We start from the raw sequence: 15939 nt of genomic DNA, 5'->3' as shown, positions 1-15939 counted from the left end.
GCGGCGTCAGGGACGCGGGATGTTGCGAAGGTTGGCCCGGGCGAGGTCGACCATGCGGCCCACGCCGCCCGTGAGGACGGCCCGGCCCGCCGACAGGGCGAATCCGGTGATCTGCCCGCTCTTGATCTTCGGCGGCACGGCCAGCGCGTTCGGGTCCGTGACGACATCCACGAGCGCGGGCCCGTCGTGCGCGAACGCCTCCCGCAGGGCCGCCCTGACCTGCGAAGGCTCCTCGACCCTGATGCCGCGCGCACCGGCCGCGGTGGCGATGGCCGCGTAGTCGGTGTGCGGATAGCCGGTGCCGTGCGGGGGCAGCCCGTCGACCATCATCTCCAGGTCGACCATGCCGAGTGAGGAGTTGTTGAAGACGACCACCTTCACCGGGAGTCCGTACTGCACGAGGGTCAGGAAGTCGCCCATCAGCATGGAGAAGCCGCCGTCGCCCGAGAGCGAGACGACCTGCCGGTCGCGGTCGAGGAACTGCGCGCCGATGGCCTGCGGAAGCGCGTTCGCCATCGACCCGTGGACGAAGGAACCGAGGATCCGGCGGCGGCCGTTGGGCGTCAGATAACGCGCCGCCCAGACACAGCACATGCCCGTGTCCACGGTGAAGACGGCGTCGTCGGCCGCTTCCTCGTCCAGGATCGAGGCGACGTACTCCGGGTGGATCGGCTTGTGGTCGGTGACGTCGTGCGTGTAGGCGCCGACCGCTCCCTCCAGGGCGTGCGTGTGGCGTCGCAGCATCCGGTCGAGGAACGTACGGGAGGTCTTCTCGCGTACCCGCGGCGTCAGCTGCCGGAGCGTCTCGCCGACATCTCCCCACACGGCCAGGTCCAGCGACGTACGGCGGCCGAGGTGCTCGGGCTGAAGGTCGACCTGCACCGTCCTGACGTGGCTCGGCAGGAACTCCGTGTACGGGAAGTCCGTGCCGAGGAGCAGCAGCAGGTCGCACTCGTGCATCGCCTCGTAGGCCGCGCCGTAGCCCAGCAGGCCGGACATGCCGACGTCGTACGGGTTGTCGTACTGGATGTGCTCCTTGCCGCGCAGGGTGTGGCCGATCGGGGCCTTCACCTTCTCCGCGAACGCCGTCACTTCGGTGTGCGCGCCCGCGACGCCGCGCCCGCAGAAGAGCGTGACGGTGCGGGCTTCGTCGATCATTCGCACGAGGTCGGCGAGTTCACGGGGGCCCGGGCTCACGGTCGGCCGATCGAGAGGGAGGGCGAGTTCGGTGCCCGCGTCCGGCGCGTGCTCGGCGGCGGTGTCACCGGAGAGGGCGACGACGGAGACTCCGCGGCGCCCCACCGCGTGCTGGATCGCCGTCTGCACGACCCGGGGCATCTGCCGGGGCGAGGAGAGCAGCTCCGAGTAGTGGCTGCACTCCTGGAACAGCCGGTCCGGGTGCGTCTCCTGGAAGTAGCCCGTGCCGATCTCGCTGCTGGGTATCTGCGCGGCCAGCGCCAGGACGGGGGCCATCGAGCGGTGCGCGTCGTACAGACCGTTGATCAGGTGCAGGTTCCCGGGCCCGCAGGAGCCCGCGCAGGCGGCCAGTTCACCGGTGAGCTGGGCCTCGGCCCCCGCGGCGAAGGCGGCGGTCTCCTCGTGGCGGACCTGGATCCACTCCATGGCGTCCTGGCGCCTGATCGCGTCCACGACCGGGTTCAGGCTGTCGCCGACCACTCCGTAGACACGGCGCACACCGGCCCGGGCCAAGAGGTCCACATACTCTTCGGCGACGGTCTTCTTCCCCATGGGTGCTCCTTGCACAGGCGATTGTTCCGGACCGCCCCAACGTAGGGAGTCGGACGCCGGCCGACTTGCCTCTGCGTGCACCGCCTTCGGCCGATCCGCGAACCGTTCTTTTTGGGGCAAGCGCTGTGCGCTGAAAAACAATCAGGGGCGAATGGACGTCACTACGCTGCACGGAGGCCAGGACACTCGATATACCGGGAGAGAAATCCCATGGAAAAGACCACCACCACGACAGCCCGCGCCGTGACGGTTCACGTATCGATTCCGAATGACATTCCCCTGCCGATCCCCGCCCGGTTCACGTACTGCGCGAGCGACCCTTATGCCGTGGGTCTCTCCATAGGAACGCGCAGTGCGCGACCGGTCCGGTGGACGTTCGCCAGGGACCTCCTCTCCGCCGGTGCGCAGGGGCCGAGCGGCGTCGGCGACGTCCTGGTGCGTCCACGGATGATCGGCGGCCGAAGATTCATCGGCATCACCCTCAGGTCGACGGCGGGAAAAGCCGACGTACTGTGCCCGATGGATGAGGTGGCCGAATTCCTGCGGCAGTCCTTCGCGCACGTACCGAAAGGGAGCGAGGAACAGCACATGGACCTGGACAGTGTGGTGCTGCGACTCATGCGGCAGTGAAGGGCGCGTCCGGAACGGCGATCCCGTCACTGGCGGAACCGAAGCCGTGCACGCACCGGCAAGGGCCTCCCGCGCGCGGTGTTTCTCTTGGATCCATGCGAGACCATAAGGCACACATTCCCGATGTCGTGCATCACACCGCGGAACTGAACGGCATCAATCAGCACTGGGTCAGCGCCGGCCAGGGGCCTCCGGTCTACCTGCTGCACGGATTTCCCCAGACCTGGTACGGCTGGCGCAAACAGATCCCGGCACTGGCGCGGAAGTACACCGTCATCGCCCCGGATCTCCGTGGGTACGGCGACACCGACAAACCCGCGTCCGGGTACGACAAGCGCACGATGGCCCGCGACACCCTGGCCCTCATGGACCACCTGGGACACGAGAAGATCGCGCTGGTGGGTCATGACCGCGGCGCTCGGGTGGGGACCCGGTTCGCCAAGGACCACCGTGAGCGCGTCGACCGGTTCGTGGCGATGGACAACATCCCGACCCGGGTCATCGCCGACACCTACGACGTGTCCCTCGCCCGCCAGGGCTACTGGTTCTTCACCTTCCTCCAGGTGCCCGACCTCCCCGAAGCCCTCATCGCGGGCAAGGAGGAGGCCTGGCTCACGCACTTCTACCGCAGCTGGTCCTACAACCCGGACATGCTGTCGGCCGAGGAGATCGACGTCTACGTCCGCGCCTACCGCCAACCGGGCGCCGTCCGCGGTTCCTGCGCGGACTACCGGGCGGCGCCCGAGGACGTCGCCCAGGACCGCGAGGACGCCGACCGGCTCATCGACTGCCCCGTACTGACCATGTGGGGCGAGGACTTCAGCGCGGTCGGCAAGGCCTACGACGTCCTCGACGTCTGGAAGGGCGTCGCCCACCACGTCCGGGGCGTCGCCATCCCCCGGTGCGGCCACCTCTGCCAGGAGGAACAGCCCGAGGTGGTCAACGCCGAACTGCTCGCCTTCCTGGACGGCTGGTCCGGCTGAGGCGCCACCAGTGCGCTCGCGGACTCGTCGCCGGGCGCGGAAAGCAAAGCGGTACCGCTGACGCTCCCTAGGTTTACCGACGTACCACCCGCATAAAGCTCCATTTTTCGTCACAGCACAGAGATGAGATCCCATGTCCCGCTCCGAGACCCCGACCGTCGTACTGGTGCACGGTGCGTTCGCCGACGCCTCCAGCTACAACAGCGTCATACCCGAGCTGCTCAAGCGCGGCCACAAGGTCGTCGCCCCCGCCGTCCCCAACCGCAGCCTGCTCGGCGACTCCGCCTACATCGCCTCGGTCGTCCGCCAGATCGAGGGCCCGGTCGTCCTCGTCGGCCACTCCTACGGCGGCGCCGTGATCACCGTCGCGGGTGTGGAGGAGAACGTGAAGGCGCTCGTCTACCTCTCCGGCTACGCCCTGGAGGAGGGCGAGAGCCTCGGCGAACTGCAGGGCCAGTTCCCCGACTCCGACCTCGCCGCCGCCCTCGTCTACACCCCGTTCCCCCTCGAAGGCTCGGACACCCCGGGCACCGACGTGTCGGTGGACGTCGAGAAGTTCCCGGCCATCTTCGCCGCCGACGTCGACCCGGAGCTCGCGGCCGTGCTCGCCGTCTCCCAGCGCCCCCTCGCGGCCCAGGCCTTCGCCGACGCCGCACCGGCCGCCGCCTGGAAGACCAAGCCCTCCTTCGGCCTCGTCTCCTCCTCCGACCACACCATCAACCCCGACGTCGAGCGCTTCGGCTACCAGCGCGCCGGCATGACCACCATCGAGGTCGACTCCTCGCACCTGGTCATGCTGGCCCACCCCAAGAAGGTCGTCGCCTTCATCGAGGAAGCCATCAAGGCCACCGCCAAGTAGCCCCCGGAACGGTCGCGCAGAAAGTCGCTCATGAACTCAGCAGATTCAGCAAACTCGTCCGACGCCTCCGGCCCGTCGAAGACCTCGGTCTCCCGCCGCGCCGTGACCGTGTCGATGGTGGCGGGGGCCGCGGCCCTCGGAGCCGCCGGTATCGCCCACGCGGCCCCGGCGGCGGCAGGACCCGCCCCCGCGGACAAGGGCAAGCACATAGACAAAGACAAGGACAAGGGCCCGCTGCCCACCATCGTGCTGGTCCACGGCGCCTTCACCGACGCCTCCAGCTGGAGCGCCGTCATCAAGAGGCTCCGGCGTACGGGCCACCGCGTCGTGGCACCGCCGGTCCTGCTGCGCGGCGTGGCCTCCGACGCCGCGTACGTGCGCAGTGTCCTGGACACCCTGGACGGCCCCGTCGTACTGGTCGGGCACTCCTACGGCGGGTCCGTCATCAGCCATGCCGCCACGGGCGCCTCGCAGGTCAAGGCGCTGGTATACGTGGCCGCCTTCGTCCCCGAGGTGGGCGAGAGCGCGCTGTCGCTGACGGACAAGTACCCGGGCAGCACCCTGGCGCGGGCCACGAGCACGCAGTACTTCCCGCTGCCCGGCGGCGGGCAGGGCGAGGAACTCGTCATCCGTCAGGACCTGTTCCGTCAGCAGTTCGCGGCCGGGGTCCCCGCCACCACCGCGCAGACCATGGCGGTGGGACAGCGGCCGGTCGCCGTCGCTGCGCTCCAGGAACGCGCCACCGTCGCCGCCTGGAAGAAGCTGCCGTCCTGGTACCTGATAGCCACCGAGGACCGGAACATCCCGCCGGCGGCGCAGCGCTGGATGGCCGCCCGCGCCAAGGCCCGCACGGTCAGCGTCCACGCGCCGCACGCCGCCGCGGTGAGTGACCCGCGCGCGGTGAGCGAGCTGATCCTCGAGGCGGCGCGGGCCGTCCGGTCCGCTCACTGACCGTCCGGCGGCACACACCGGGCACGGCGGCCCGTGCGAACGGCCGGGTGCGTCCGCGGTCGCGGCGCACCCGGCCGTTCGCCGCCCCGGGCGACAGCGCCGCCTCCCCGTCGTCCGACCGGACGGCGGGGAGGCGGCGCGGGCCGTCGCCCGTACTTCAGCGTCCACCCGTACTTCAGCGTCCACCCGCGCTTCATGCCGGGAGAAAGGAGCACGGCATGCCGCTGCTCGAACCGGAGCCGGGGATGCTGCGCCCCCGGCCGACCGGGAGCCCCTCCGTCGACCGCGTCGCCGCGGACCACGCGTCCGGCACACCGCGGGACCTGCGGTCCGGCCTCAGCAAGGAACTCGGCGAACACAAGGTGCTGCACAAGGTCTCCGACCTCGTACGGTACGCCTCGGACGCCAGCCCTTACCGTCTCGTGCCCCGCGTCGTCGTCATCGCCGAGACGGCCGAGGACGTATCCACCGTGCTGCGCTACGCCCGCGAGCACGGCCGCGCCGTGGTCTTCCGGGCGGGCGGCACCTCGTTGAACGGACAGGCGCAGGGCGAGGACATCCTGGTCGACGTACGTCGCCACTGGTCCGGCCTGGAAGTGCTCGACGGCGGCGCCCAGGTGCGGGTCAGGCCCGGCACCACCATCGGACGGGCCAACATCGCGCTGTCCCGGCACGGACGGCTGATGGGGCCCGACCCCGCGAGCTCCCTCGCCTGCACCGTCGGCGGGGTCGTGGCCAACAACGCGTCCGGAATGACGGCGGGCACCGCGCGCAACTCCTACCGCCTGCTCTCCTCACTGACCCTGGTACTGGCCTCGGGAACAATCGTCGACACGGCCGCACCCGACGCCGACGCCCGCCTGCGCGCGGCGGAGCCGCAGCTCTGCGCGGAGCTGCTGGCGCTCAAGGCGGAGGTGGAGAGCGACGGCGCGCTGTCCGACAGGATCCGTGCCAAGTACGAGCTGAAGAACACCAGCGGATACCGGCTGGACGCGTTCCTGGACGGCTCCACCCCGGTCGAGATCCTGCGCGGCCTCATGGTGGGCTCGCAGGGCACCCTCGGATTCATCGCCGAGACCGTCTTCAACACCGTTCCTCTCGACAAGCTCACGTACACGGCTCTGCTGTTCTTCCCGGGCCTCACGGCCGCCGCCGCCGCGGTCCCGCTCTTCAATCGCGCCGGCGCCCGGGCCGTCGAGCTGATGGACGGCAACACCGTGCGCGCCTGCGCCGCCGTGGACGGGGTGCCCGCGGACTGGGCCGACGTGCCACGTGACACCGCCGCGCTGCTGGTCGAGTTCCGCGCGGCGACACAGGCCGAGCACCTCGCACAGCGACAGGCCGCCGCGGGCGTCCTCGAAGGGTTGCGGCTGGTGCGCCCGGTGGCGTCGGTGACCAATGCCTTCGTCACCGACCCCCGGGTGGTACGTACCTACTGGCACGCCCGCGAGGCGTTCATGACGGCGGTGGGCAAGGCGCGTCCCACGGGTACGACGCTGATCACCGAGGACTTCGCCGTCCCGCCCACCCACCTGGCCGAGGCGTGCCAGGCGTTGACACGGCTCCAGGAGCAGTACGGCTACGACGCCGCCGTGGCCGGGCACGCGGCCCACGGGAACCTGCACTTCCTGCTCACGCTCGACGCCTCGCGCCCCGACGACGTACAGCGGTACGCGCACTTCATGGACGACTTCTGCCGCATGGTGACGGACCGTTTCGACGGTTCGCTCAAGGCGGAGCACGCCACCGGCCGGAACATGACGCCCTATCTGGAAGCGGAGTGGGGCGCGTCCGCCACCGACGTGATGTGGCGGATCAAGGACATACTCGACCCCCACGGTGTGCTGGCTCCGGGCGTGGTGCTCAACCGGGACCCGCAGGCACATCTGAAGCACCTCAAGACGATCCCCACCATCGAGGCCGTGGCCGACGCCTGCATCGAGTGCGGCTTCTGCGAACCCGTCTGCCCCAGCCGTGATCTGACGACGACACCCCGTCAACGGATCGTGCTGCGGCGCGAGATGTTCCGCCAGCCCGCGGACTCACCGGTCACGGAGGGCCTGCTGGAGTCGTACGGCTACGACGCGGTGGACACCTGCGCGGGCGATTCGACCTGCAAGATCGCCTGCCCTGTCGGTATCGACACCGGCGCGATGATGAAGCGGTTCCGGCACCAGCGGCACGGCGATGCGGCCGAGCGCAACGCCGAGCGCGTCGCGAAGCGGTTCGCCGCGGTGGAGACATCGGTCAGGGCCGCTCTGGGCGTCGCGGAGCACGTCGGGGACCGGCTCCTGACCGATGTCACCGCCGCCGCCCGCAAGGTCGTCTCGCCCGACCTGGTGCCCGAGTGGATCAGCGCGATCCCCGGGCCCGCGGCCGGCCGACTGCCGACCACGGAGCGGGGATCCGCCGCCGCCGTCTACTTCGTGGCCTGCGTCAACAGGATCTTCGCCGGGCCCGAGGGCGCGACGGCCCCGTCCCTCCCCGAGGCCGTCGTGGAGCTCTCGCGCAGAGCGGGACGCCCCGTCTGGGTGCCGCGGGACCTCGCCGGCGCGTGCTGCGCGACGATCTGGCACTCCAAGGGGTACGACGACGGCAACACGTTCATGGCCAACCGGACGGTCGAGCGGGCCTGGGAGTGGACGGACGGCGGGCGGCTCCCCCTCGTCGTCGACGCCTCGTCGTGCACGCTCGGCATCGGGCACGAGATCGTCCCGTACCTCACACCGGAGAACCGGCACAAGCACGACGGCCTGACCGTCGTCGACTCACTGGTCTGGGCCGCCACCGAGCTGCTCCCGCACCTCACGGCCACCCGGAAGGTCGACAGCGCGGTCATCCACCCGACCTGCTCGATGCGCCATCTCGGCGACACGGAGGAACTCGCCGAACTCGCGCGCTTCGTCGCCCACCGCGTGGACGTCCCCGTCCACGCGGAGTGCTGCGGCTTCGCCGGCGACCGCGGCATGCTCCACAAGGAACTGACCGAGGCGGCCACCCTCCAGGAGGCGGAGGAGGTCGCGGCGGGCAGCTACGACGCCTATCTCTCGGCCAACCGCACCTGCGAGATCGGCATGCAGCACGTCACGGGCCGCCCCTACCAGTCCGTGCTGCTGCTCCTCGAACGTGTCACCCGCCCCGCCTGACCCCGGTGCCGCCCCGCCGCACCCCTGCCCCTCGGGAGAACTCCTTGCGTATCGCCAATGTGTCCGGACGGCTGTGCCTCCTCTCCGGGGAGCGGGCCCTGGACGTGCACGAAGCCAGCGGCCACCGCTTCCCCTCCGATCCGCAGGCCGTCTACAGCCGGTGGGAGGAGTTCCGGAGCTGGGCCTTCGACGTGGACGCGAGCGCCGGGGTCCCCTTCCGGACCTCGGAGCTGGGGGCGCCCGCGCCCGCGCCCCGTCAGCTGTTCGCCATCGGTCTCAACTACCGCGAGCACGTCGACGAGGCCGGTTTCACCGCGCCCGAGGACATGCCGCCCGTCTTCACCAAGTTCGCGAACAGCATCAGCGGCCCGGTCACCGACGTGCTGCTTCCGGCCGGTGGGCACACCGACTGGGAGGTGGAACTGGTCGTCGTCATCGGCCGCCCCGCCCGCCGGGTCCCGGAAGCGGAGGCATGGAACCACGTCGCGGGACTGACGGCCGGTCAGGACCTGTCGGAACGCATCCTGCAGATGAGCGGGCCCTCGCCCCAGTTCGGTCTGGCGAAGTCGTTCCCGGGCTTCTCCCCCATGGGCCCGTGCCTCGTCACCCCCGACGAGTTCGACGATCCCGACGACCTCGAACTGACCTGCGCCGTCAACAGCGAGACCGTTCAGCTCGGGCGCACACGGGACCTCATCTTCCCCGTCGCGGCCCTCGTCTCGAAGCTGTCGCACGTACTGGAGCTCTCGCCCGGGGACGTCATCTTCACCGGCACCCCCGCGGGCGTCGGCCTCGGCCGCACGCCGCAGCACTGGCTCGCCGACGGCGACGAACTCGTCAGCTCCATCGAGGGGATCGGCTCGCTGCGCCAGCGCTTCCGGAGCGAGTGAAGGCGGCTGCCGCCCGACACCCACGGGTCGGGGCGGATCCGGCCCCGCGGGTGAGAGGAGACCGCACGCCGCGAACGTACGTCAGGCGTCGGCCGGCGACGGGGTGAGGCGACGCCCGCGGGGCTGCACGATGACGGCACCGCCGGCGTCCCCCGTCGCCAGGCGCATGGTGCGCCATTCGCGGGGCGGAAGTCCGTAGGCGCTGCGGAAGACCCGGCTGAAATGGGTGGGGTTCACGAACCCCCAGCGCTGGGCGATGGAGGAGACGGTGGGCGCGGCCCGGCCGCTGCGGGTCAGTTCCCGCGCGCACTCCTCCAGTCTGCGCCGCTGGATGAGCCGGCTGACGGTGATGCCCTCGCCCTCGAAGAGCCGGTGGAGGTAGCGCACCGAGATGTGGTTCGCCCGGGCGACGGACTCCGGTGACAGGGCGGGATCGGCCAGGTTCTCGTCGATGTGGTCGCGGACGCGTCGCACCAGGTGATGGCGCGTGTTCCAGTCCTCCGTCGACGAACTCTCGGTGCGTTCGGCGACCAGGGCGGCGAACACGTCGGTGAGCCCGTTGGCCAGACCGGTCGCGGCGGCGGGCGAGAACATGTGTGCCGAGGCGACCACCGTGGCGAGCAGCGGCATCAGCACGGCCGCGCACCCCCGCTCCGTGCTGAACACGATGCCGGTGACATGACGGAGATCCTCGTCCGGTACCCCGAGCATGTGGCGCGGCATGTGGACGACGCGGGTGGAGAAGCGCTCGGGGAAGTCCAGGGAGTAGGGGCGTGTGGTGTCCCAGACGAAGAGGTCGCCGGGGTTCGCGACGACCTGTCGGTCGCCCTGGGTGAGCAGCGTCGTACCCGACATCTGCAGGGCGACGGCCACGAGCGGCTCCGGCGAGCGCGTGATGTGGGCGGCGGTCCGGCTGACCCGGTAGGCGTCGGCCTCGACGACGGAGACCCGCAGGGCGCCCACCCGGTGCGTGACGATACGCCCTTCGAAGGAGCGGGCGTCCTGCAGAGCTATGGCCACGGGCACCAGTGACTGTTCCACCGCCCGGCGCCAGTAGGTGAGTCTGTGTTCGTCGGGCACCAAAGCGGTCGTCAGCACCGGGCTCATCCGGCTCTCCTCTCATCCGTGCAATACCGGCGGAGACCTGGAACACCGTTGCCCGTACGAACCTGGCGGCCGCTCAGTGCCTCGAAGAGGTGGCGGCCGTGCCCGGGCTGGTGTGGATGTCCCGTCGCGGAAGACCCCCCTGCGACGGGCTCGGGCGGCAGCGCTGCGGCCCGGTTCCCCGCTGCTGCCAGCCAAGCAGTTCGCCGGTCGGCGCTCCAGGCAGAAGACAGGCAGAAACATGGCACAACCGACGATGCCGGGCGCGGCTGTGACCTGCTGACTCGCGCTGTCTAGACTTCTGAGGTCCGTGCTCGGGGGTGGTGAGGGAGGCACGGCGGAGGGAGCACAGAGTGACCGATGACCGTGGAGCGTTCGGAGCCGCGCTGCGTGAACTGCGGATCGCCGCTTCGCTGACGCTGGAGGGTCTCGCCGAGGCGTCGGGGGTCAGTGTCCGGGCCATCGGGGATCTGGAGCGCGGGCGGCGGGCCGCGCCGCAGCGGCGGACGGTCGCGGCGCTGGTGGACGGCCTGGGCCTGGGTGAGGCCGCACGGGAGCGACTGCTCGCGACCGCCAGAGCCGGCCGGGGTACGGGGTACAGCCCGGCCGGGGTGCGGGCCGTGCCGCGCGGGATCGTCGACTTCGTGGGCCGGTGCCGGGAACTGGCGTCCCTCACCGGCCTCGCGGAGGCGGCAGCCGCCCGGCGCGGCGGCGCGGGGGACGCGAGCCAGGTGGCTGTGGCGGTCTCGGGGCCGCCCGGCACGGGGAAGACCACGCTCGCGCTGCATGCGGCCCGGGAGCTCGCGGGGTGCTTCCCGGACGGGCAGCTGGTGGTCGATATGCGCGGCACGGACGTCGCACCGCCCGAGCCTGCCGAGCTGATGCTCACGGTGCTCAGGGCGCTTCAGGTGGCGGACCGGGACCTGGCGAAGGCCGGGCCGCAGGGGCACCCCGGCCTGTACCGGCAACTGCTGGCGGAGCGGCGCTGCCTGCTCGTGCTGGACAACGCCCGCGACGAGGCACAGGTCCGCCCGCTGCTGCCGGGCGCCGGCGCGGGGATGGTGGTGGTGACCAGCCGGCGCATGCTCACGGGTCTGGAGAGCGTGGAGCGGCTCCGGCTGGGCGAGCTGTCACCGGCGGAGGCGGCGGACTTCCTGGCCGGCCTGGTCGGAGCGGACCGGGCGGCGGATGATCCCGCGTCGCTCGCGGAGGTCGCCCGCCTCTGCGGGCACTTGCCGCTGGCCCTGCGGGTGGCGGGCAGCTGGCTGGCCACCCGCACGGGCTGGTCGGTGCGCAGACTCGCCGACCGCCTGGCGCAGGAGGACCGGCGGCTGGACGCCCTGTCCGGCGGCGAGATGGACGTCTCGGCGGCCTTCGACCTCTCCTACCGCCAGCTCACTCCGTCGGCCGCCCGGATGTTCCGGCGCCTGGCGCTGATCGCGGGCCCGGACGCCGGGGCCGCCTGCGCCGCCCGGCTGACCGGGCAGGGTCTGTTCGACGCCGAGGACACGCTGGAGGAGCTGGTCGAGGCGGGGCTGCTGGGTTCGGACGGGGAGCGCTACCGCCTGCACGACCTGCTGTGCCTGTTCGCGCGTGCCCGCCTCATGGCCGACGAGGGTGCCGAGGCCGCCGACCGGGCGGAGGCGGCGCTGAACGACTGGCTGCTGGAAACCACGATCATGGCCGGCCGCTGGTTCGAGCCCGACCACGGGGCGCCGCCGGCGGACTGGCGGGGCACCGTCGACCTCTCCTCGGCCGACCTCGCCCGCCGGTGGCTCCAGGCGGAGGGCGTCAACTGGCTCGCGGCGCTGCGCAGGGCCGCCGCGAACGATGAGTACGCGAAGGTGGTGGAGGTGGCCGAGGCGCTGCACTGGTTCTCCGACCAGTGGATCGCCTGGGGCCACTGGCCGGAGGTCTTCGGCACCGCCGCCGAGTGCGCGCTCGCGCTGCACGATCCGCTGCTCGAAGCGACCCAGCTCAACTACCACGCCTGGGCGCTTCTGGTCTGCGAGGGCCGGCTCGACGACAGCGTCGCCCGTTCCGGCCAGGCGCTCGCCGCCGCCCGGCGCGCCGGGGATCTGCCGCAACAGGCATGGGCGTACCAGTACCGCGCCTGGGCGTACCGCAAGATGGGTGACCACGGGAAGTCCGGCGAGGACATGGGCAGGGCCGCCGAACTCTTCGACGCCGCGGGCGATGTGCACGGGAGCCTCCAATGCATGCACAGCCGGGCCGTCAGCCTGATGGAACAGGAGCGGTCCGAGGAGGCCATGGTGGCCTTCCGCGCGACCTACGCCTTCCTGGAGGAAGCCGGCGAGCGCATCGACCCGCACATCGCCCACATCACCCGCCTCGAACTGCACTGCAACCTGGGTGTCACCCATGCCCAGTCGAAACAGTGGGACGAGGCTCTCCCCCATCTGCGGACGGCGGTCCGCATGTGTCACGAGGCGGGCAACACGTGGCTGGAGAGCCGGCGCCTGATCGACCTGGGGGTCGTGCTCCTGGAGGCGGGCCGGCCGGCGGAGGCGAGCGAGGTGTTCTCCCGGGTACTGACCCTGCCCACCGACGCCGACCCGGGAGCCGTCACGGAGGCACGTGAACGGCTCGACGCGCTCGCGCCACGTGTGACCCGGCGCGAGGGCTGAGCACCGCTGTCGGAACGGCCCCGCGAGGGCCGTTCCGACAGCGGGCGCGCGGTGTTACGGGAACGAAGTGATCTTGGATGGCACCGTGTCGGTCCCCGAGGTCGGGGCGCCGGTGTCGTTCACGACGTGGGCGTACTGGCCCTTGCCGCCGAGCGAGATCACCAGGATGTCGTGCAGCTTGATGCCGGGCTTCACGGGGACCTGGAAACCGTGCTGCTGGACGATCCCTGGATCCGAGGTGAAGTTGCAGTAGCTGCCCATCCCCCATGCCTCATGGGTGGTGACGCTGTCGGCCACCTTGTAGGCGGCGTACCCCACGATGCCGTCGTGGGTGACCGCCGCGGCGTTGGGGACGTCGTAGGCCTTCTCGTTCTGGAAGAACACGGTGCGGCCGCGTTCGCCGTTCCAGAGCACGTCGTACTTGTTGAAGTGCTCGACGAACAGTCCGGTGGCGAGGACGTCGTCACCGTTCACGACGAGCCCGTAGTCGGCGCGGTTGGTCTCCCAGCCGACGCCCGTGCCGTGGTCGGCGCGCCAGAGCCAGGTGTGGTCGACGACGACGTCGTCACTGTTGACCACGACCGAGTTGGTGGCGAGGCCGGCGCCCGCTCCTCCGACCCGGACGAACACGTCCTGCATGGTGGTCGGGTTCGCGGCGTGGTCGGCGCCGGAGCCGGCCGGTCCGATCTGCAGCAGCGTGTCGGACCTGGTCGTACCGGCGTCGATGAGGAAGCCCGCGAGGCGCACCCCGTCGACGTCCGCGACGTGCATCGCGTCGATGCCGTGGTCGGGGACGACGGTGGCGAGGCCGAGACCGAGCACCACGGTGTCGGGCCGGGTGACGTTGATGGTCTGGTCGAGGTGGTAGACGCCGGGGGTGAAGAGCAGGTTCAGGCCCTGGGAGAGCGCCTGGTTGATGGTGGCGGACGTCGCCCCGGGCTTCACGACGTAGAACTGGCTCAGCGGGAGCGAGGTCCCCGCGTTCGCGGGCCAGGAGACCCCGCGCGCGTTGGTGCGCTTCGCCGGGACGAACACCTTGTAGTCGTTGCCGTCGAGGTACAGGAACGGCTTCTCGCGGGAGACGGGGGTGGTGTCGAGGGTGGTGTACGGACCGGTGTCGAAGTTGGTCGCCGGGGCGCCCTGCACACCGGAGAACGTCATGTTCCAGACGCCGTTGGTCCAGCTGCCCACCGAGCTGTCGCGGGTGTACCACTGCTGCTGGGAGTAGGGGCCGACCGTGCCGTCGATCTTGGAGTCGGCGATGTAGCCGCCGGAGGCCCAGCCGTAGCCGTTGGGGGCGAGGTTGAGGCCACCGGTGACGTGCATGCGGCGGAACGGGGCGGCCTGCGCGACGGCCCAACGGTCGGTGCCGTTGACCGGGTTGACGGCGAGGTTCTCGGCGGAGCGCCAGAAGTTCTGCGTCGCGTTGCCGTTGAACCAGCCCGCGTCGACGGTCACATCACCGTTGATCTTCGTGTCGTCGGGGTTGAGGCCCAGACCCGAGATCGAGGTGTAGAAGCCGATCTGCGCGTTGATGCCGTTGTACGTGCCCGGCTTGAGCAGGAACTGGTAGCGCTGCGAGCCGAACTGGTTCGACTCCTGCTGCGCGAAGACCTGGTCGAACTTCCCTTGCAGGTTGGCCGTGCTGGGGTCCACGACGATGACGTTCGGACCCAGGTCGCCGCCGCCCTCGACGGGGGGTGTGGTGCCGCCGCCCGCGGTGTGCACCGCGACCTCCCACAGGGAGTAGCCGTATCCGGTGGCCCGGGCGGCCCCCTGGACGCGGAGGTAGCGGCCCGAGCCGCTCACGTCGTAGGAGGCGCTGCCACCGGTGGCGCCGGTGACGTCCTTCAGCGTCGACCAGGTCTGCCCGTCGGCGGACGCCTGGATCTTGAACGCCTTGGCGTACGCGGCCTCCCAGGTGAGATCGACCTTGCAGACGTCCTGTGCGGAGCCGAGGTCCACCTGGACCCACTGCGGGTCGGACGCCTGGCTAGACCACCGGGTGCCGGTGTCACCGTCGAAGGCGGCAGAGGCGGGGGTGCCGGCGCTCTCCGTGGAGGACGCGCTCGCGGGGCGGCCCTTGGCCGCGTTGGCGGTGGAGCAGGTGCCGCCCGGCGAGGTTCCGGCGTCGCCGAAGACCTGGAACTCCCAGAGCGAGTAGCCGTACTGCGTGGCGCGCGTGACGCCGTACATGCGGACGTACCGGCCGTGGCCCGACACGTCGAGGGTGTCGGTGCCGCCGTCGCCGCCGGTGACCGTCTTGAGGTCGGTCCAGGTGGTCCCGTTGTCGGAGGCCTGGATCTTGTAGTCCTTGCCGTACGCGGCTTCCCAGTTGAGGACGACCTTGGTGAGGGTCGCGGACTGGCCCAGGTCCGCCTGGATCCACTGGTTGTCGGTGGCGGCGGACGACCAGCGGGTTCCGGCGTCCCCGTCGACGGCCGCCGAGGCGGGGGTGCCGGCGTTCTCGGTGGAGGACGCGGTGGCGGTCTTGCCTTGCGAGAGCGGCGGATCGGCGGCCGCCGCGGGGAGTTGGGCGGGGATGGTCACGAGCGCCGCCGCCGTGACGAGCGCTATCCCCAAGGATCTGAGTCTCATGCGATTCACTCCGTGCGGTCGAGGAAGGACGGCAGCCCGCGGCGGCCGTCACCGAACGAGCGCCCGCCTGAGGAGGTGGGCGCGGTGGAGCGGAGCGGGTCCTCTCCCCTGCCGGGGAAAGGGGGAACGGGCCGTCGCCGAGGCGAACGGCCTTAGTGGACGGCTTAGTTCAGGGTTTGATTTAAGGCGCGAGGCAATCGCTCGGCAACCCCCCGGAGACACCGTATTTTCGAGCTCCGAACCCTCGACCCCACCGGCCGCGCCCTCACCCGCTGCCGACCTGCGCGTTTGCGCAGGGAGCGGGTACGTCGAAGGGGCGACGCCATCAACTAATGGAGGCAGTTCACCGGCCGGCGGCACAGCTCACCGTCGGGCCCGGCG

Annotated in this window: 10 protein-coding genes; 7 read left to right on the top strand and 3 right to left on the bottom strand. The window is 70.9% G+C overall.

Translation table 11 applies throughout. From position 1 onward, the window contains the following. Window positions 1-6 precede the first annotated feature (6 nt). Window positions 7-1749, bottom strand: coding sequence for a pyruvate dehydrogenase (locus tag ACZ45E_RS35240; protein ID WP_468229174.1), 1743 nt, complete (start codon window positions 1747-1749; stop codon window positions 7-9). Between the two features lie 210 nt (window positions 1750-1959). On the opposite strand from ACZ45E_RS35240, the gene ACZ45E_RS35235 reads away from it, so the two are divergent. The 6 genes from ACZ45E_RS35235 (at window position 1960) to ACZ45E_RS35210 (ending at window position 9208) form a co-directional block, all read left to right on the top strand. After that, on the top strand, window positions 1960-2379 hold the full coding sequence (locus ACZ45E_RS35235; RefSeq protein ID WP_468229172.1) for an SsgA family sporulation/cell division regulator: 420 nt from the start codon (window positions 1960-1962) through the stop codon (window positions 2377-2379). 128 nt (window positions 2380-2507) lie between these two features. Beyond that, window positions 2508-3362, top strand: coding sequence for an alpha/beta fold hydrolase (locus tag ACZ45E_RS35230; protein WP_468229169.1), 855 nt, complete (start codon window positions 2508-2510; stop codon window positions 3360-3362). Window positions 3363-3495: 133 nt separating this feature from the next. Beyond that, window positions 3496-4221, top strand: a complete 726-nt coding sequence (locus tag ACZ45E_RS35225; protein WP_468229166.1) for an alpha/beta fold hydrolase — start codon at window positions 3496-3498, stop codon at window positions 4219-4221. A gap of 30 nt (window positions 4222-4251) precedes the next feature. Next, on the top strand, window positions 4252-5172 hold the full coding sequence (locus ACZ45E_RS35220) for an alpha/beta fold hydrolase (protein WP_468229163.1): 921 nt from the start codon (window positions 4252-4254) through the stop codon (window positions 5170-5172). Window positions 5173-5390: 218 nt separating this feature from the next. Continuing rightward, window positions 5391-8318: an FAD-binding and (Fe-S)-binding domain-containing protein gene (locus tag ACZ45E_RS35215; RefSeq protein ID WP_468229161.1), complete on the top strand. Its 2928-nt coding sequence runs from the start codon at window positions 5391-5393 to the stop codon at window positions 8316-8318. 44 nt (window positions 8319-8362) lie between these two features. Further along, entirely contained in the window at window positions 8363-9208 is an 846-nt protein-coding gene (locus tag ACZ45E_RS35210; protein ID WP_468229158.1) for a fumarylacetoacetate hydrolase family protein, read from the top strand. An 81-nt stretch (window positions 9209-9289) separates the two neighbouring features. Here ACZ45E_RS35210 and ACZ45E_RS35205 read toward each other — a convergent pair whose 3' ends face one another. Continuing rightward, window positions 9290-10315: an AraC-like ligand-binding domain-containing protein gene (locus ACZ45E_RS35205; RefSeq protein WP_468229155.1), complete on the bottom strand. Its 1026-nt coding sequence runs from the start codon at window positions 10313-10315 to the stop codon at window positions 9290-9292. A 350-nt stretch (window positions 10316-10665) separates the two neighbouring features. Here ACZ45E_RS35205 and ACZ45E_RS35200 point away from each other — a divergent pair, with 350 nt between their 5' ends. Beyond that, a complete protein-coding gene (locus tag ACZ45E_RS35200) occupies window positions 10666-12960 on the top strand; it encodes an ATP-binding protein (RefSeq protein WP_468229152.1) in 2295 nt (764 codons plus the stop codon). A gap of 54 nt (window positions 12961-13014) precedes the next feature. Here the strand turns inward: ACZ45E_RS35200 and ACZ45E_RS35195 are convergent, their stop codons facing one another. Then, window positions 13015-15558, bottom strand: a complete 2544-nt coding sequence (locus tag ACZ45E_RS35195; RefSeq protein WP_468229149.1) for a discoidin domain-containing protein — start codon at window positions 15556-15558, stop codon at window positions 13015-13017. Window positions 15559-15939: the final 381 nt, after the last annotated feature.

It is taken from the genome of Streptomyces sp. NPDC030991, assembly GCF_055571235.1.
This window is presented reverse-complemented; position numbering and strand designations above follow the sequence as displayed.